Below are 17,753 nucleotides of genomic sequence, written 5' to 3'. Positions count from 1 at the left end.
AACCGCTAACAGTCTAGCCGCGCACCTGACCGCTGCCGCGCACGACCCACTTCGTGCTGGTGAGTTCTGGCAACCCCATGGGCCCTCGCGCGTGGAGCTTCTGGGTAGAAATACCGACTTCGGCCCCAAACCCAAACTCCGCGCCATCCGTAAACCGTGTCGATGCGTTCACCATCACCACCGCGGAGTCCACCTCCGCCAGAAAACGGTCAGCATTAGCCAGATCGTTGGTAATGATCGATTCGGTGTGTTTGGTCGAATACGTTGTGATGTGGTCGATAGCTGCATCGAGGTCTGCGACGACACGCACTGCGATGTCGAGACTCAAATGCTCAACGCCCCAAGCGTCATCGCCAGCAACTAGACACTCCGGGAACAGCTCCCGCGTGCGCTCATCCGCATGAATGGTCACACCAGCTTCGGCAAGCTTTGTGAGCACTCCGGGAATGAGGCGCTCGGCTGCCGCTTCGTGCACCAGCAGGGTCTCAAGCGCGTTGCAGACGCTGGGTCGCTGCACTTTGGCGTTGTGCACAATCTCGATCGCGGTGGTCTCATCGGCGGATTCGTCAAGGAACACGTGCACTACCCCAGCCCCCGTCTCAATGACCGGAACGGTCGACTCGTCAACAACCGTTTGGATGAGCTGAGCACTCCCCCGAGGAATCAGCACATCAACGAAACCTCGCGCCCGCATGAGCGCCTGTGCCCCGCCACGGCCAAACTCATCCACTGTTTGCACTGCGGTTGGCTCGACACCCACGCTTCGAAGCGCCGCCTGGATGATCTCGACGAGTACCCGATTGGATTCCTCGGCGGCTGAACCACCACGAAGCACGACCGCGTTACCGCTCTTGAGCGCCAGCGCGGCAATATCGATCGTCACGTTCGGCCGAGCCTCATAGATGGCACCGATCACGCCAAACGGCACACGCACTTGAGAGACCGAAAGACCATTGGGGAGCACCGCCCCACGCACCATAGTGCCGACAGGATCGGGCAGCTCGATGATCTCCCGAACTGCCTCAGAGAGCTGCTCGATGCGAGCGTGCGTCAGCCGAAGACGATCCTGAAGCCCCTCGGCCATGCCGCCGACTCTGCCCCGCTCGCTGTCGAGCTCATTCGCTGCGATGATCTGCTCTGCGTTGGTCGTAAGGTCTCGGGCGATCGCAGCGAGAGCGGCGTTTTTCTGCACCGTCGTGAGTGTAGAGAGTGTGCGAGAGGCGGCACGGGCGGCGGTGAGTTTCTCGGCTATCGCGTGCCCGATTACTGCGGAATCAACCATAACCAGAGTGTAGCCGCGCGACCCGAGACCTATCGACCGCTACAGACCACTACAGAGCCGCGGCATCCGCTTCGAACCAGGTGCCGATGGATGCTCCGGCCAATGCAGCCGCCACGCTACCGGTTTCGGCCAGCAATACGGGTATCCCTGCGGCCGCCGCATGCTTCGCCGCCGCGACTTTAGTTCCCGCACCCCCGGTGCCGACGCCTGCGATACCGATATCGCCGAATGTGACTTCGGCGAGGTCGTCGTCGAACGCGACGAAGTTGATACGTTCCGCGCCCGGTTCCGACGGCGGTTTTGTATACAGCGCGTCAATATCGGACAGCAAAACAAGCATGTCTGCCCGCACAAGAACCGAGACGAGAGCGGCCAAGCGGTCGTTGTCACCAAACCGGATCTCGTGGGTTGCCACCGTGTCGTTTTCATTGACGATGGGCAAAATCTTCAGGCCAAGCAGCCGTTCCATGGCCCGTTGGGCATTGCTGTGGTGAGTGGGATTCTCCATGTCACCCGCAGTGAGCAAAATCTGAGCCGCGACGACCCCGTAGCGATCGAAGCTTTCTTGATAGCGGTAGATAAGCACATTTTGGCCCACTGCCGCTGCGGCTTGCTGTGTCGCAAGATCGGTAGGGCGACCATCGAGCTTCAAGAATGGGATGCCCGTAGCAATCGCACCCGACGACACCAGAATGACTTCTGAACCTGTTGCATGGGCTGCGGCAAGCGCATCAACGAGAGCGCCGATTTGACCGACGTTAACACCGCTGACCGAGGACGATCCGACTTTGACAACGATGCGACCCGCACGAGGGATGTCGGCGCGCACGGCAGGCTTGCTAGTCACGGTTCTCCGAGTCAACATCTTTCTCGACCGCGAAACCTTCGTCGTCTACCCAGACGCCGGCTTCGCGCTCCGACTGGAGTTCGGCGCGGGCTGCCGCCTTGGCATCCATGCGCTCAAGATAGTTGCGACGACGGCTGCGGTTGGTTTCACGCGGGTTATCGTCGAGACGTGGGTCGGTTCCTCGCGGGGCGACCAGCAGCTCGGCCGCGGACGAAAGTGTGGGCTCCCAGTCGAAGACAACGCCGCCGCCGGCACCAATAATTACCGTGGAGCCGGGAACGGCACCCGATTTGAATAGCTCGTCTTCGACACCGAGTCGAGCCAACCGGTCTGCCAGATAGCCGACCGCTTCCTCATTCGTGAAGTCTGTTTGTGCAACCCAACGCTCAGGCTTGTCACCAACCACGCGATACACGTTTCCGTAGGTACCACCCTCGACCTTGACGACGAAGTCCTTCGCGTTCACCGCACGCGGGCGAAGAACGATTCGTTGACTGACAGGTTCGGAGTTCTGAGCCTCGCGATCGGCGAGCACCAGAGCCGCTAGCGCAAACGAGAGTTCGCGCAGGCCGGCGTGCGAGACAGCGGAGACCTCGAAAACACGGTAGCCGCGCCCTTCAAGCTCGCTCTTCACGAGATCTGCAAGCTCACTACCGTCAGTGACATCGATTTTGTTCAGCGCGATGAGCTGCTCGCGCTCAAGTAATGGCTTCTGACCCTCAGGTACAGGATAGGCGGCCAGTTCGCCGAGAATTACATCGAGATCGCTGATCGGGTCACGACCGGGCTCGAGCGTTGCGCAGTCAAGAACGTGCAACAGGGCGGTACACCGCTCGACGTGGCGCAAAAATTCGAGCCCAAGACCCTTGCCCTCGCTTGCACCCTCGATCAAACCGGGAACGTCGGCAATCGTGTAGCGAACATCGCCAGACTCAACAACGCCCAAGTTTGGATGCAGCGTCGTGAACGGGTAATCGGCAATCTTCGGCTTTGCTGCACTCATCGCTGCAATCAAACTCGACTTGCCCGCCGAGGGGTATCCCACGAGTGCCACATCGGCCACCGTTTTGAGTTCGAGGAAGATGTCGCCCTCAAACCCGGGCGTTCCGAGCAGAGCGAAACCGGGAGCCTTACGCTTCGTGGATGACAGAGCCGCGTTTCCGAGGCCCCCCTGGCCACCTGGGCCAACGACCAAGCGCATGCCGGGTTCATCCATATCGAGCAGAATCTCGCCGGCCTGATCACGGACGAGCGTGCCAACGGGAACGGAGAGCAGCATTTCTAAGCCCGCCGTACCGGCTTTGTGGTCACCTTGCCCTGGCTGACCGTGCTGCGACTTGCGGTGCGGCGAACGGTGGAAGTTCAGAAGTGTAGTGACCTGGGGGTCGCTGAAAAGAACAATGTCACCGCCGTCGCCTCCGTTGCCACCGTCGGGACCGGCAAGCGGCTTAAACTTTTCACGCTTGACTGAGACACAGCCGTTTCCGCCGTGTCCTGCCACGAGATGGAGGGTTACCTGGTCGACGAACGATGCCATGATGGTTCCTCCTATTCTTGTGAGTCACGGGCCGAGCTTGTGCTGTGTAAATGGCTGGTGCTGTGTTAAATGGCGAGAGCGAGCCGAAGCTCGCTCTTCGCTGTACCGGTCGCCTGCGAACAGGCACCGATGAAACTAAACGGTGACGATGTTGACGACTTTGCGGCCGCCTTTGGCACCAAACTGTACTGAGCCCGCGGAGAGCGCGAACAGTGTGTCGTCTCCACCGCGCCCGACGTTGACGCCGGGGTGGAAGTGGGTGCCACGCTGACGAACGAGAATCTCGCCGGCGAGAACAACTTGGCCGCCGAAGCGCTTTACGCCGAGGCGCTGAGCGTTAGAGTCACGACCGTTACGGGTGGAGCTTGCGCCCTTTTTATGTGCCATTGTCTTGGAAGTCCTTTACGCTCGTCAGCTAGTTGATGCTGGTGATCTTGATGCGGGTCAGCTCTTGGCGGTGACCCTGGCGAACCTTGTAACCGGTCTTGTTTTTGAACTTCTGAATCACGATCTTAGGACCGCGCTCGTCGTTCAGAACCTCAGCAACGACCTTGATCTTCTCGAGCGCCTTGGCGTCGTGAGTGATCTTGTCGCCATCAACGAACAGAACTGGAGCGAGCTCGACATTGCCGTTCTTGTCGGCTGCGATGCGGTCGAGAACGACAACAGTGCCAACCTCTACCTTCTCCTGCCGCCCACCGGCGCGCACAACTGCGTAAACCACTTTTGACCCTTACTTAACGATTAATAGCTAGAACTACTGAAGCTTGTGGTGAATTCTGCGGGCAACGCCCAGCACACACCAAGGAACTACAATACTCGACGTGGGCACTCCCGGTCAAACGACACGGATCACAATCGCGACGATTGCGAACAAAGTTCAAGCGCAGCGAAAGCAATAGTACGCCGCACAAGGGCACCCGGTCAAAACCGCACCGTCACGATCTGCCCTCAATTATGCTGAGCAAATGACTGTGTTGATCGACCAGCCGATCTGGCCAGCGCACAACACGGTGTGGGCGCACATCATCAGCGACACTTCGCTCGATGAATTGCACGACTTTGCCCATCGCGCCGGTATCCCCCGCCAAGGCTTTGACCTTGACCACTATGACGTTCCCGCCCGCATGTGGGAGCAACTTGTTGGCCTGGGCGCACAACCGGTGTCAGTGCGAGAGTTTGTGCGCAGTCTTGAAGCGAGTGGCCTCCGCATATCGCAGCGCGAGCGAAGGCTGCCGTCAGTCCCACCGCCTCGAGGGCAGAGTTCACCGTGAGAGTGATCCACGCCGAACGAAATTCGAAGGAGATCGACTGGCGAAGGGCATCCGACTCCGTCATCACCACCGAGATGCCTTCAGCCTCCACAACCAAGGCAACCACAGTGTCAATCTCAACATCACGAAGCTCTGCAACCGTAGCGAACACGAAGACTCCGCGGTTGAGTCGAGGCTCCATCTCGGCCAGCAGTGTGTTCAGATCAGAAATTGCGCTCACGGATCAAACTTATCGCCACACCGCGCCGAACCCCTCAACGCTGCGAGTGACCGCGCCGGTAGCGACCTCAACGATGTACGTTGTCACACTGCGCGGCCGTGCGGCCATCACATATTCGTCAGAGTCGAATACAGAAAAGTTTGGGTGAACCTCCACCGCAACAAACTGTCCATTGGGTGAAACTCGAAAGTCGAGAATCGCACCCTTGTCGTCAACAGTTTGGTACAGGACGCGCGAAACATCACCGTCGTCATAGGCGAGCACGCTGCTGAAGGTACCCGCTGTCTGACCCACCAACACCATTTTGGCGATCAAAGCACCCGTGGCATCCACATCGGCCTGACCCAAGAATGGCTGCTCGTCATCAATAGGAGAGGGAAAAAGTCGGGTCTCGGATCCATCGCTCAGAGACACTGCTGCGCTGCCGCGTGGATCGGTCAGAACGACATGAGTACCATCGGCCGAGACTCGATCGAATTCGAAATATTGACCGAGCGGCACGACGTCACCGCTTGCCAGGTCGACTCTCACAACCGTGGTGTCGGTAGTGAGAGCCACGATATTTGAGGTTCCCGGAATGAACTGCCATCCCAGCACCCGCATCGGTTCACCATCAATGCCGGCCACCGCAACAACGTCGCGCCCCCGGTCAACATCGACGGTGTACAGCGTGTGCGAAATAGTCTCATTGGGGCCCCGGTCAACGCTCGAGATAGTGAACCCGAGAGTTGACCCCGAACGCGAGGCATCAAGATCTGCGACCTCCCCCACCTCGGGGAGCAACACTCGTTCGGTGATCCCCGTCTGAGGATTGACGAGTTGCAGCGTGCCAATACGATCAGCGCTGGCGGTCGTTACCGCCAAAAGCTCCCCCACCGGAACAAACTCTTGGATTCCCTCGCCCGCAAAAAGCACCGAACGCGCACTTCCACTCAGCCCGGTTTGAACGATCTCATCGGTTGGCTCACCGCGGTCAAGGTAGTAGAGCTCCGGCTCACCCGTAGTGAAAGAATAGTCAATCGTTGACGCCGAGCCACCAGAGATACTCACGACGTCGTCAACGGTAACCGTGTAGGCCGTGTTGTATTCCAGAGGCCCGTCGAAGGTCAACGACACCAGATCTGCCTCGCTAGTGACGCTCACAGCGGCGGCCGGCTCCACGGTGACGGCATCCACCGCAACGGCAGCGACTGATTGATTCAGAAAAAGTCGCAACGTTTGATCAGCGGAAGAAACAACGGCATCCGCGTCAAGTTGTGCGCTGGAGAGCTTTGGCCCCTGCAGATAACCGAGGGCCAAAAATACCCCACACAGCGCCAACAGCACTCCAACAGTCCAGCCAAATGCCTGACGAAAAGAGCGGATGCCCGGACGCGAGTGCCCGGAGCGTCGGCTAGTAGAGATATGGCTCACTCGGCCGCTCCACCCCGCTCAATTCGTTGGGAACAAGAACCAGCGACGCATCGCTGCGCGAACTAGGGTTGATCTCAAAAAGACCGGTGACCTCCACCCACGCGTCAACCGCAAAACTGTTTTTCCAGTTCGGTGCATAAACAGCGATTCCTGTTGGCTGAGCGTCGACCGCACAGCAGGTTACGGTGAACCGAGACAGATAGAAAATGTTCTCCGGGTCATCTTCACTTTCGGTGATGAAACCCACCACGGTTGCGGTCTTGTCGGCATAGAAACTCGGATCGCTGGTCTGGCGCAGCAGCGACGCCCAGTCGACCACAGTGAAGCTCGCAATCAGGGACTCATCGGCGTTGGCAACGTCATCCGCATTCTGGCTATCGCTGCCCACCGTCGAACCCACAATGTCCCGCTGGCTGGCTGTCGCGCTCGAGAGCGTTGCTGGTGGGACAACAATGAGCGATACCGCAACGACGCCGGAGAGCACCAGCGCAGTGATGCCGACAATCTTTGCCCAGCCCTTCGAGACTGCGGGTTCCTCTGGGCTGCGTGGGCGAACAGCGACACTCATCACACCCAATGCAAGCGCGATCGCTGCCATGATCACGGTGAAGACGATATAGCGCGGGTGAATATAGAGAACCAGTTGCTGGGTTACCGCAAGCCACACGGTGGCGCTCACGGCGATGACGATGAGAATCACGCCCCACCAGCGTTGAAGGCTAGGCCACAAAATTGATCACCAACCCAATAAACGCGCTCATGAGGGCCACGACGAGCGACAATTGCACCAGCACTCTGGCGGTGAAAGTCGTGCGCATAATCGCCAGCATCTTGATGTCAATGATGGGCCCGAACACCAAGAACGTGACGATTGAGCCGGGCATGAACGTACTCGCGAACGGCAGAATGAAAAAGGCATCAACGCTGGAGCACACCGAAATGATGAACGCCAGCAACATCATCGCGAGAATCGACCACAGCGGGTTGCTGCCGAGTGACACCAGAACATCACGAGGAACGGCCACTTGGATTGCTCCGGCGATCAGCGAGCCAATAAAGATTGCGGGCATGAGCACGCTCGACTCGCGCATGAAAATATCGAGGCTCTTCTCAGAACGAGTCTGACGATGATGATCCGACCCCGCAGCGCATTGCGCGGCGAACCGATCCGTGAGCAATGCGTTGGGCTGTGGATGCAGACTAAAGAGCCAACCAACAATATTCGCGATGGCGAGCCCACCGAGAATGCGGCCAACCAGGATGCCATCGTCAAATCCGAACGCCTGATACGTGGTGATGATCGTAATGGGGTTGATGATGGGGGCCGCAAGAAGGAAGGTCATCGCCTCTGGCACCGAAAAACCTTTAAGGATAAGGCCTCGAGCCAGAGGAACGTTGCCACATTCGCACACCGGAAGGGCGATACCGAAAAGTGAGATCGCCGCCCGCCGTAGCACCGGGGCGTGCGGCAGATAGCGCATGAGCAGGTCGTCGGGCAACCATGTCTGCACAACAATTGACAACACAATTCCGAGGACAACGAATGGTAGCGATTCGATGATGATGCTCGTCGCAAGGGTGAGCAAATCTTGCGGCACATTGGGAACGCCTACTGAGTCAAGCCCTCCGGTAAACGCGCGAAGCGCGAGCACCCCAGCAACTCCGAGCGTTCCGATGGCGAGCCACAGCAAGCGGCGTCGTGAACGGCGAGGTCGCTGATCGTGTCGATGATCATGTCGATGATCGTTTTCGACACTTCCCGGCACAGTCAGACTCACGAGCCAACCTTACAAAATTGAAACTCCATAAATGCCGGGAATTGTCGGATCTATTTGTTGTCGCTTGGAGCTGGGGAGATCGTCTTACCCTGGCTGCTGGCACGACGTGATCCGCGCGACTTTCCTTGACCCGGCTTCGTGGGCTCCGGGAGTGCTTCGAGAACTGATCCCAATATCTGCTCAGCATCGTGTGTGCTGAGCTTTGGCGGAGCCTTTGATGCCTTCGAGGCGGGTAGATCAAGAATGGCAACCGCGGCTTCTGCAGCAGCCTCAACAATGTCGCTGGTCTGGGGAGGCGACTTCTGAGTCTTCTTCTCGGAGTTGACGTCATCCGGCTTCTTCGAGGAGCCTGCATCGCTTGGGGGAGCGGCCTTCTCTGACGAAGCCAATTTCTGCGCCGTCGATGCTGCCTCGTGGGGTTCTGCGGGCGCGCGAGTGCTGTGATCTGAAGCCGCTACGACCGTGCTCGCAGCAACACGAGCAAGCGCCAGCCGAACGTCCTCTGTGATTGCGTGAGTTCCGTTGCTGCCGCTATTGTTCGAGCCACTCTGAGCAGGTTTTGCGCTGCCATTGGACTGTTTGCTAGCAGACCCGCCGCTGTGGGCTGATTCGGAACTACTGGCGCCGTTGTTGTTGCCACCATTGTTGTTGCCTGCGTTGCCGCCGCTGTTAACGTTGCCACCGCGATTACGTCCACGACGACCGCTGCCCGCCTGCTCACTCTGAGTGGTCTGCTGGCGGTGCTTGGTAACCGGATCATGGTGAACGACGACGCCACGACCCGCACACACTTCACAGTTTTCGCTGAACGTTTCGAGCAAGCCGAGACCCAATTTTTTGCGAGTCATCTGCACGAGACCCAGCGACGTCACTTCTGCAACCTGGTGTTTCGTGCGATCACGGCTCAAGCACTCAACAAGTCGACGCAACACAAGGTCACGGTTCGACTCAAGCACCATGTCAATGAAGTCAACGACGATGATTCCACCAATATCACGCAATCGCAGCTGGCGAACGATCTCTTCGGCAGCTTCGACGTTGTTTTTCGTGACCGTCTCTTCTAGGTTTCCACCCGAGCCAACGAACTTACCTGTGTTGACATCGACAACCGTCATCGCCTCCGTACGGTCAATGACAAGCGAGCCACCGGAGGGCAACCACACCTTGCGATCAAGAGCTTTCTCGATCTGCTCAGAAACTCGGTATTCCTCAAAGGAGTCAACGGTGCTTTCATGCAGTTGAAGGCGATCCAGCAGATCAGGGGCAACCGAACGAACATAGCTCTCAATGGTGGTGCGAGCATCGTCGCCTTCGATTACGAGCTTGCGGAAATCTTCGTTGAAGACATCACGGATGATCTTGATCAGCAGGTCTGGCTCCGAGTGGAGCAGTGCAGGAGCCTGCGCCTTCTCAACCTGCGAGCTGATGTCGGCCCACTGGCTAGTCAGACGGCTCACATCGAGGGTGAGCTGCTCTTCCGTGGCCCCCTCGGCCGCCGTTCGCACAATGACGCCAACGTTCTCCGGAAGCACGCCCTTAAGAATTTTCTTGAGTCGTGAACGTTCGGTATCGGGGAGCTTGCGACTAATGCCACTCATCGAACCATTCGGCACGTACACGAGATAACGACCCGGCAGCGACACTTGGCTCGTCAGGCGCGCACCCTTGTGACCGATCGGATCTTTTGTGACCTGAACGAGCACGCGGTCGCCTGGCTTGAGCGCGAGCTCAATGCGGCGGGCCTGCTGCTTGCCGTCAGGAGAGTTCTCTGCCGCAGCATCCCAATCAACTTCGCCCGAATAGAGCACGGCGTTCCGGCCGCGCCCAATATCGACAAACGCTGCCTCCATGCTGGGCAACACGTTCTGCACACGACCCAGGTAGACGTTGCCGATCAGGCTCGCATCCTGGGCTTTGGCAACATAGTGCTCCACCAAGACGCCATCTTCGAGAACGGCGATCTGGATGCGGTCAAACTTTGAGCGGACCACCATGACGCGGTCAACGCTTTCACGACGCGCCAAAAACTCGCTCTCCGTGACAACCGGACGGCGGCGACCAGCATCGCGGCCATCGCGGCGGCGCTGCTTCTTAGCTTCAAGACGAGTTGACCCCTTAACGCGAGTCGGCTCATTGCTGGGCTCAGCCTGCTTGCGCGGTTGGCGCACCCGCACAACGGTGTTCGGCGATTCATCGCCGGGGCGAGCCTCTTCACCCGAACGACGACGTGAACGTCGACGCACATTGCCTGCCTCGTCATGCGCCCCAGAGTCGTCTTCGATGGTGTCGGGGTGTGACTTGTTGTCGTTGCGGGTTCGAGGAGCGCGAGCGGCAAGGGCGGGAAGATCAGGAGCTTGGAACAGCAGCGACGTCGTTGAGGGTGGCGTTGCTGCTGGCTTTTTCTTGGCCGCTGGCGCCTTCGCAGCCGGCGTTGCCTTCGAACGCGCATCCGTATCGGTAGCAGCGGGAATTTCAGTCACAGATTTTGGAAGGTCGAGGCCCACGTGCTGAGCGGCCGATTTCGCCGCCGGCCGTTTCGCTGCCGGTGCTGGGGTTTCGGCTGACGGTGTCTCTGCTGGACGACTCTGTGCCGGTCGACTCTGTGCCGTCGGCTTCTCTGCCACAGCCCGGGAAGCCGGAAGAATTCGGCCAAAAAGGCCCTTCTTCTTGGGAACTTCTTTCGATTTATCGCTTTCATTCACCATCGCTGGTGTACTCCTTGCCCTGATAGGCGACCGCGCCACCCACCGGGTACTCTCTCGTGCGCTATTCCCCCACCAAACCTATGGCTGAGGAACCGCTACTAATTCTTCAGGTCCTGCAACGGGCCCGTGGCTCGCGGTGCAGTTGTGCCCTGTCACGACACTTCGGAACTGGCTATCCGACTCGCGCAACTAACGTTGCGTAACTGGTCCGGTCGCTATGCCCGGAAAGCTTTCTTGGCGTCATTCCGAGCGCGGCCCGGAGTAACTACCCCTCATTATCGCATGCATTCCCAGAAAGTGAGCCTGACGGGCATGCGATAATCCCAACATGACTGCATCCGGGGTTCACAAAAGACCTATTGCCCTCGCCATATTTTTGATTGTTAGTGGCGTTATTGGCCTCGTGGCTTCATTCCAGCTCACGGTAGAAAAGATTCGTACCCTCGAGAATCCGGATGCGGTACTGAGCTGCGACTTCAGTCTCATCGTTCAGTGCGCAAAAAACTTGGATTCTGCACAGGGGGCAATTCTCGGCTTCCCCAACCCCCTCATCGGGCTGATCGGTTTCACCGCGCCCGTCGTTGTTGGTGCCGCAACTCTGGCCGGTGCGCGCTTCGCGAGCTGGTTCTGGGTCGTGTTTAACATCGGAATCGCGGGAGCATTCGCCTTCTGCCTCTGGCTCGCCTACCAGAGCATCTTTGACCTCGCTACGCTGTGCCCCTGGTGCATGGTGGTGTGGTCAGTGACGATTCCCATGTTTTGGGCAGTCACGCTGCGAAACCTCACGGTGGGCGCAATTGCTGCACCGCGCACACTGCGTCGAGCCGCCGCCGCCGCGTATAGCTGGGTGCCCGTCATCACAATCGTGGGCTACATCATCATTGCGATCGTTGCCCAGATTCGCCTCGACGTTCTCAGCTACCTGTAAAGGCCAGATTTAGCGGAACCAGAGCGCCAATTCGCGTGTCGCCGACTCGGGCGAGTCACTGCCGTGAACAAGGTTCTGCTGAACCGCTAAGCCCCAATCGCGGCCGAGGTCGCCACGGATGGTTCCGGGGGCTGCCGTCGTAGGATCGGTCGTGCCCGCAAGAGAACGGAAACCCTCTATGGCGCGGTTGCCCGCGATGCGCAGCGCAACAGTCGGGCCAGACTGCATGAAGTCGAGCAGTGGCTCGTAGAACGGCTTGCCTTCGTGCTCGGCATAGTGCTCCGCAAGCAAATCTACGTCAGCCTGCACAAGACGCACATCAACTAGTTGATAGCCCTTAGCCTCGATACGACGAAGGATTTCTCCGGTCAGGTTGCGAGCAACGCCATCCGGCTTGATCAGTACGAGTGTCTCTTCGATGTTCATTCTGTCTCCTCATCGGGGGTGGTTGTGGTTGTTGAACCCATCGCTTGCGCTTTAGCGGCATCGATCTGACGGCCTTTGATAAAGCAGTACGTCCAAATCGCGGCGAAACCAGCGCCCACCACGAACATGGGCGTGAGTACGAAGCCGAGGGCGATAAGACCGCCCTGCAACACCCATCCGACCCATAAAGCCCCGGGGCGGTGCAGCATTCTCGCGAGCACTACAAAGAGGATGATGAGCACCGCCCCGCCGATAAACGCGGGCGCCGGGGGCAGAGCCTTCAGCCCAAATGCCGTCAACGCAACAAAGAAAATGAGGGTCGCATCGAGCACCAAAACGATGCTCAGCAGCAGCTCAGTTACCGTACGTTGTCTGCGCGGGCGCGCCGTTTTGCTCATGGCTTCCACCCTTCCATATCCGCCAGCGCCAGCGCCTCAGCGACGAGTGAAATTGAGCCGGTAACAACCACGGCGCGGCGCTCATTCTCGGCCGCCCAGCCGCGAGCCAGCTCCATCGCCTCAGCAAAGGAATCAAAGTCGGTGGTCTCTTCATGGAGCTCACGCACGATCTCGACGAGATCCTCGGGAGCGACAGCGCGGTCAGACTGCGACGAGGTGACATAGAACCGGTTCGCCACCGGAGCGAGTGCTCCAATGATTCCCGCAGCATCCTTGTCATCAAGGACACCGACAACGAACGCGATCTCATCGAAGGTGAAGTACTCCTTGAGCGCCGCCGCCAGCGCCGCCGCCCCGTGCGGGTTGTGCGCGGCATCCACAATGACAGTCGGTTCGGCACCGATAACCTGAAGGCGACCGGGGGACGAGACGGTGGCAAGCCCCTCGGCAAGCACATCCATAACCAGTGCCTGGCTACCCGCGCCGAGGAAAGACTCCACAGCAGCAATCGCGAGAGCAGCATTGTGGCCCTGGAACTCACCAAACAGTGGCAAGAAAAGGTCAGAGTAGGTTGCGGCGAGGCCGCGGACAGAAATCAACTGGCCACCAACCGCCACCGCGCTGCTGAGCAACTCAAACGCATCGCCCTCGAAACCCAACTTCGACTCCGTGAGATCTGCGGCGCGTTCAAGAGCGATCTGGGCGTCAGAAGTCTGCACCGCAGACACGATTGCCGCTGCCGGCTTGATGATCCCCGCCTTAGTGCGCGCAATCTCGGCAATAGTTGAGCCCAAGCGTTGGGTGTGGTCAAGCGCTATAGGGCTGAACACTGCCACTTGGCCGTCGGCCACGTTGGTGGAATCCCACTCGCCCCCCATGCCCACTTCAAGCACCGCAACATCGATGGGGGCGTCCGCAAAGCTCGCGAACGCAAGAACTGTCAGCGCTTCAAAATACGTCAGCGGCTCCTCGCCCTTAGCGAGCAGCTCAGCATCCACCATCAGCAAATAGGGGCGGATGTCAGCCCAGTTTTCGGCCAAAGCGCGGTTGGAGATCGCCCGCCCATCAATCATGATCCGCTCGTTCACGCGCATCAGATGTGGGCTCGTCATGAGCCCCGTACGCAACCCGTAGGCGCGCAGGATGCTCTCGACGATGCGGCTCGTTGAGGTCTTGCCGTTGGTGCCCGTGAGGTGAATCACGGGGTAAGTGCGCTGCGGGTCACCGATCAGTTCCACGGCACGACGTGTTGCCTCGAGGCGCGGTTGGGGCGCCTGCTCCCCTATGCGGGCAAGCAGTTCTTCATAAACCAGTCCAGCATCCTGCGCGTATTCGGAATCTTCGAGTTCGAAGTCCGAATCGTCGTCGATATTGGTGCCCTCAAAACCATCGGCGAAAGGGCTGAGGTCGGCGAGAGGGTGCGCGCCGTCGAGTTCGGCGCGCTCTTCGTCGCTGAGCGAATCATCGAAGGATTCGTCGGGCTCTGCACTGTCATCGAATTCATCATCGCGTTCAGACATCGATCGTTCCCATCTTGGTGATGTCAATCACCAGGCCACCCGCGTTGGCATACTTTCCTGCCGACAATTCCGTGCGATACGTCTCCAGTGTGCCCTCTGAAAGCTCGTTCACGAAGCCCTGAACGGTTGATTCCGCTGCAAGCGTTTCGGCGGCGATCATGGCGCTGTGGAATTCAATCGCTTCACGATCATCCGCATCGATGGCCGTGATGATGAGAGCTATCCGGTCGCTCACGTCGAGACCAGCGGCCTTGCGAGCATCCTGAATCACCCGGATCGCATCCCTCGCCAAACCTTCAGCGGAGAGCTCCGGGGTGAGCTGGGTGTCAATGATCACAAACCCACCGTCGGAAAGAAACTCGATCGCGCTTGCGGCATCCGCTGCTTCCATCTGGAGCTCGTACTCGGACGGCTCCAACGCCATACCGTCAACGGAGACACCATCCGCGGTGGCCAGCCAGTTGCCGGCCTTAGCTTCCTTGATGACGTGCTGCACTTGCTTGCCGACTCGGGGGCCGAGAGCACGAGCGTTAACAGAAAGCTTCTTGGTGATTCCGAAGCTCTCAAGGGAACCCTCTTCGAGCGCTTCAAAGCGCACCGCTTTGACATTGAGCTCATCGCGCAGGATTTCGCTGAACAGCGCGAGAGCGCCTGGCGCGTCACTCACCACCGTCAGCGATGCCAGCGGCAGTCGAACGCGCAGACTGCGAGCTTTGCGCAGTGCGAGACCGCTCGAGGCGATTTCGCGCACGCGATCCATCGAGGCCACTAGGTCGTGATCGCTGGGGAACGCGGAGGCGTCGGGCCAGTCCGTGAGATGAACGCTTCGCCCATTGGTGAGTCCCCGCCACATCTCTTCAGACACCAGTGGGAGCAATGGTGCGGCAACGCGCGCGACAGTTTCAAGCACCGTGTACAGCGTGTCGAAAGCGTCGGTGTCATCCCCACCCCAGAACCGGTCGCGACTGCGGCGAACGTACCAGTTTGTGAGAACGTCGCCGAAGTCGCGCAGTTTCGCGGCCGCCGTCGGACTGTCGAGTGCCTCCAGCTCAGCGGTGACATCTTCGATAAGTTCGCGTGTCTTAGCCAGCAGGTAGCGGTCGAGCACGTTTGTAGAATCGGTGCGCCACTGAGCTTCGTAGTTGTCAGCAGCATTGGCATAGAGCGTGAAGAAATAGTAGGTGCTCCACAGCGGGAGCAGCATTTGGCGCACCCCATCTCGGATACCTTCCTCGGTGACCATAAGATTGCCGCCGCGAATCACCGAACTCGACATCAGGAACCAGCGCATTGCGTCAGCGCCATCGCGCTCAAAAACCTCAGAGACGTCCGGATAATTCTGCAGGCTCTTCGACATCTTCTGACCGTCGTTACCCAGCACGATGCCGTGGCTGATCACATTCGAGAATGCGGGCCGATCAAACAGCGCCGTCGACAGCGTATGGAGGGTGTAAAACCATCCACGAGTCTGACCGATGTACTCCACGATGAAGTCGGCGGGGCTGTGGGTGTCGAACCACTCCTGGTTCTCGAACGGGTAATGAACCTGAGCAAAGGGCATCGAGCCGGAGTCGAACCAGACATCGAGCACATCCTCGATGCGGCGCATCGTTGACTCACCGCTCGGGTCGTCGGGGTTGGGGCGCGTCAGTTCATCGATGAAGGGGCGGTGCAGGTCGGGCTCACCGTCGTGATTGAGGGGCAGGCGACCAAAGTCAGCTTCGATCTCCGCAAGCGAGCCATAGACATCCTCGCGCGGGAAGTCAGGGTTGTCACTCTTCCAGATCGGGATCGGAGAGCCCCAGTAGCGGTTGCGACTGATCGACCAGTCACGGGCGTTGCCCACCCACTTGCCGAACTGACCATCTTTTACATTCTCGGGAACCCAATTGATTTGTTGGTTGAGCTCGCCCATGCGGTCACGGAACTCCGGAACCTTCACGAACCAGCTTGAAACCGCCTTGTAGATCAGGGGCTTGCGGCAGCGCCAGCAGTGCGGGTAGGAGTGCTCGTAGCTTGCAACCTTGAGCAGGCGGCCCTCGTCACGCAACAGCTTTGTGAGCGGCTTATTGGCCTCGAACACCTGTAACCCAGCGACCGGAGGCACAGACGACAAAAACTTGCCGCCATCATCAACCGAAATCACGACCGGGATGCCGGCAGCGGCGCAGACAATTTGGTCATCTTCACCGTAGGCCGGCGATTGATGCACGATGCCCGTACCCTCACCAGTGGCGACGTAGTCCGCTACCAAGAACTGCCACGCGTTTTCGGTGCCATACGTTTCGGCATCCGCGTAGAAATCCCAGAGGCGGTCGTACCGCACGCCATCGAGTTCCGCGCCCGTGATTGTGCGCGAGACGGCGGCGAGCGCCAACTCCGCCGATTCGTAGCCAAGCTCTTTGGCATACGCCGCTACGGTGTCGCCAGCGAGCAGGTACTGGGCCGAGCCTTCCTCGGAGCCATCGCCGGCAGCCAGCGGGCCTGCGGGGAGCACCGCGTACTCGATGTCTGGGCCGACTGCGAGGGCAAGGTTGGTGGGCAGCGTCCACGGGGTGGTGGTCCACGCAAGTGCTTTGACGCCGGTGAGTCCGAGCGCCTCGGCTTTCACACCGTCGAGAGGGAAAGTCACGGTGACGGTCTGGTCTTGACGCATCTTGTAGACGTCGTCATCCATGCGCAGTTCGTGGTTGGAGAGCGGCGTCTCATCGTTCCAGCAGTACGGCAGTACGCGAAAACCTTCGTAGGCGAGGTTCTTGTTGTGTAGTTGCTTGAACGCCCAGATGACGCTCTCCATGAAGTTCACGTCAAGGGTCTTGTAGTCATTCTCAAAGTCGACCCAGCGCGCCATGCGGGTCACATACTCTTGCCACTCGCCGGTATATTTGAGCACCGATTCGCGGGCAGCTTCGTTGAACTTGTCGATGCCCATTTCTTCGATCTGGGCTTTTTCGGTGATGCCAAGCTGGCGCATCGCTTCGAGTTCTGCGGGCAGTCCGTGGGTGTCCCATCCGAAGCGGCGGTGCACTTGCTTGCCCCGCATCGTCTGAAAACGCGGAAAGAGGTCTTTGGCGTAGCCAGTGAGGAGGTGCCCATAGTGGGGCAAACCGTTGGCAAAGGGTGGGCCGTCATAAAAGACCCACTCATCTGAGCCTTCACGCTGATCAATGGATGCCTGAAAAGTGCCGTCTGTCTTCCAGTACGAAAGCACCTGTTCTTCAATCGCGGGAAACCGCGGTGACGACGCTACGGAATCGTCTGAACGGTGGCGGGGATACGACATGGGGCTCCAGTGGTACGTGGGTGCGGATATTCTGCACGAGGACGACTTTTCAGCCGCGGTACCACCCCGCTTGTGTACCGGATGGCACACCACTCAGGTCGCTGTAACGGGCTTACCCGTTCGGTTCTACTGCCGCCCGCTT

15 protein-coding genes and 1 pseudogene are annotated in these 17,753 nt (G+C 59.1%); 2 read left to right on the top strand and 14 right to left on the bottom strand.

All coding sequences use genetic code 11. The features are described 5' to 3' along the window. Positions 1–13: 13 nt before the first annotated feature. From FB472_RS13115 to rplU, 5 genes are all read right to left on the bottom strand, one after another. Positions 14–1,282: a glutamate-5-semialdehyde dehydrogenase gene (locus tag FB472_RS13115; protein ID WP_141991259.1), complete on the bottom strand. Its 1,269-nt coding sequence runs from the start codon at positions 1,280–1,282 to the stop codon at positions 14–16. 49 nt (positions 1,283–1,331) lie between these two features. Further along, the gene (gene proB, locus FB472_RS13110) at positions 1,332–2,147 is read right to left on the bottom strand and encodes a glutamate 5-kinase (protein ID WP_141991258.1); all 816 of its coding nucleotides are present in this window, start codon (positions 2,145–2,147) and stop codon (positions 1,332–1,334) included. Further along, entirely contained in the window at positions 2,122–3,666 is a 1,545-nt protein-coding gene (obgE, locus tag FB472_RS13105; protein WP_141991257.1) for a GTPase ObgE, read from the bottom strand. Before obgE ends, proB begins: the two co-directional genes overlap by 26 nt. 135 nt (positions 3,667–3,801) lie before the next feature. Continuing rightward, positions 3,802–4,053, bottom strand: a complete 252-nt coding sequence (gene rpmA / locus FB472_RS13100) for a 50S ribosomal protein L27 (RefSeq protein ID WP_021808948.1) — start codon at positions 4,051–4,053, stop codon at positions 3,802–3,804. Positions 4,054–4,081: 28 nt separating this feature from the next. Then, positions 4,082–4,390: a 50S ribosomal protein L21 gene (gene rplU, locus FB472_RS13095; RefSeq protein WP_141991256.1), complete on the bottom strand. Its 309-nt coding sequence runs from the start codon at positions 4,388–4,390 to the stop codon at positions 4,082–4,084. Between the two features lie 244 nt (positions 4,391–4,634). Between rplU and FB472_RS13090 the strand changes: the two genes are divergently transcribed. After that, the gene (locus FB472_RS13090) at positions 4,635–4,940 is read left to right on the top strand and encodes a DUF4031 domain-containing protein (RefSeq protein ID WP_141991255.1); all 306 of its coding nucleotides are present in this window, start codon (positions 4,635–4,637) and stop codon (positions 4,938–4,940) included. A 28-nt stretch (positions 4,941–4,968) separates the two neighbouring features. Here FB472_RS13090 and FB472_RS14730 read toward each other — a convergent pair. From FB472_RS14730 to FB472_RS13065, 5 genes and pseudogenes are all read right to left on the bottom strand, one after another. Then, a pseudogene (locus tag FB472_RS14730) lies at positions 4,969–5,160 on the bottom strand (ACT domain-containing protein); the annotation flags it as partial. Between the two features lie 9 nt (positions 5,161–5,169). Beyond that, positions 5,170–6,573: an Ig-like domain-containing domain gene (locus FB472_RS13080; RefSeq protein WP_246078231.1), complete on the bottom strand. Its 1,404-nt coding sequence runs from the start codon at positions 6,571–6,573 to the stop codon at positions 5,170–5,172. After that, positions 6,554–7,273 carry a TIGR03943 family putative permease subunit gene (locus FB472_RS13075; RefSeq protein ID WP_246078230.1) on the bottom strand — a complete coding sequence of 240 codons (720 nt, stop codon included), beginning with the start codon at positions 7,271–7,273 and terminating at the stop codon, positions 6,554–6,556. The genes FB472_RS13080 and FB472_RS13075 overlap by 20 nt, the downstream gene beginning before the upstream one ends. Before the next feature lie 19 nt (positions 7,274–7,292). Next, positions 7,293–8,345, bottom strand: a complete 1,053-nt coding sequence (locus FB472_RS13070; protein WP_425467232.1) for a permease — start codon at positions 8,343–8,345, stop codon at positions 7,293–7,295. Positions 8,346–8,401: 56 nt separating this feature from the next. Then, complete coding sequence (locus FB472_RS13065; RefSeq protein WP_141991252.1) at positions 8,402–11,056, bottom strand: Rne/Rng family ribonuclease; 2,655 nt, start codon at positions 11,054–11,056, stop codon at positions 8,402–8,404. A 328-nt stretch (positions 11,057–11,384) separates the two neighbouring features. On the opposite strand from FB472_RS13065, the gene FB472_RS13060 reads away from it, so the two are divergent. Beyond that, positions 11,385–11,984: a vitamin K epoxide reductase family protein gene (locus tag FB472_RS13060; RefSeq protein ID WP_141991251.1), complete on the top strand. Its 600-nt coding sequence runs from the start codon at positions 11,385–11,387 to the stop codon at positions 11,982–11,984. Between the two features lie 9 nt (positions 11,985–11,993). Here FB472_RS13060 and ndk read toward each other — a convergent pair whose 3' ends face one another. Genes ndk through ileS form a run of 4 tightly spaced genes read right to left on the bottom strand, consistent with a single transcriptional unit; the run spans position 11,994 to position 17,611 of the window. Beyond that, positions 11,994–12,410 (bottom strand): nucleoside-diphosphate kinase, encoded by a 417-nt coding sequence (gene ndk, locus FB472_RS13055; RefSeq protein WP_141991250.1) that lies wholly within the window; start codon positions 12,408–12,410, stop codon positions 11,994–11,996. Beyond that, positions 12,407–12,808: a DUF4233 domain-containing protein gene (locus FB472_RS13050; protein ID WP_141991249.1), complete on the bottom strand. Its 402-nt coding sequence runs from the start codon at positions 12,806–12,808 to the stop codon at positions 12,407–12,409. Before FB472_RS13050 ends, ndk begins: the two co-directional genes overlap by 4 nt. Further along, positions 12,805–14,328, bottom strand: coding sequence for a bifunctional folylpolyglutamate synthase/dihydrofolate synthase (locus FB472_RS13045; protein ID WP_246078229.1), 1,524 nt, complete (start codon positions 14,326–14,328; stop codon positions 12,805–12,807). The genes FB472_RS13050 and FB472_RS13045 overlap by 4 nt, the downstream gene beginning before the upstream one ends. Then, a complete protein-coding gene (gene ileS / locus FB472_RS13040; RefSeq protein ID WP_141991248.1) occupies positions 14,321–17,611 on the bottom strand; it encodes an isoleucine--tRNA ligase in 3,291 nt (1,096 codons plus the stop codon). Before ileS ends, FB472_RS13045 begins: the two co-directional genes overlap by 8 nt. Positions 17,612–17,753: the final 142 nt, after the last annotated feature.

This window comes from Rhodoglobus vestalii (assembly GCF_006788895.1).
GTDB classification, from domain to species: domain Bacteria; phylum Actinomycetota; class Actinomycetes; order Actinomycetales; family Microbacteriaceae; genus Rhodoglobus; species Rhodoglobus vestalii.
Note: the sequence above shows the minus strand (reverse complement) of the source record. Positions and strands in the feature narration are given on the sequence as shown.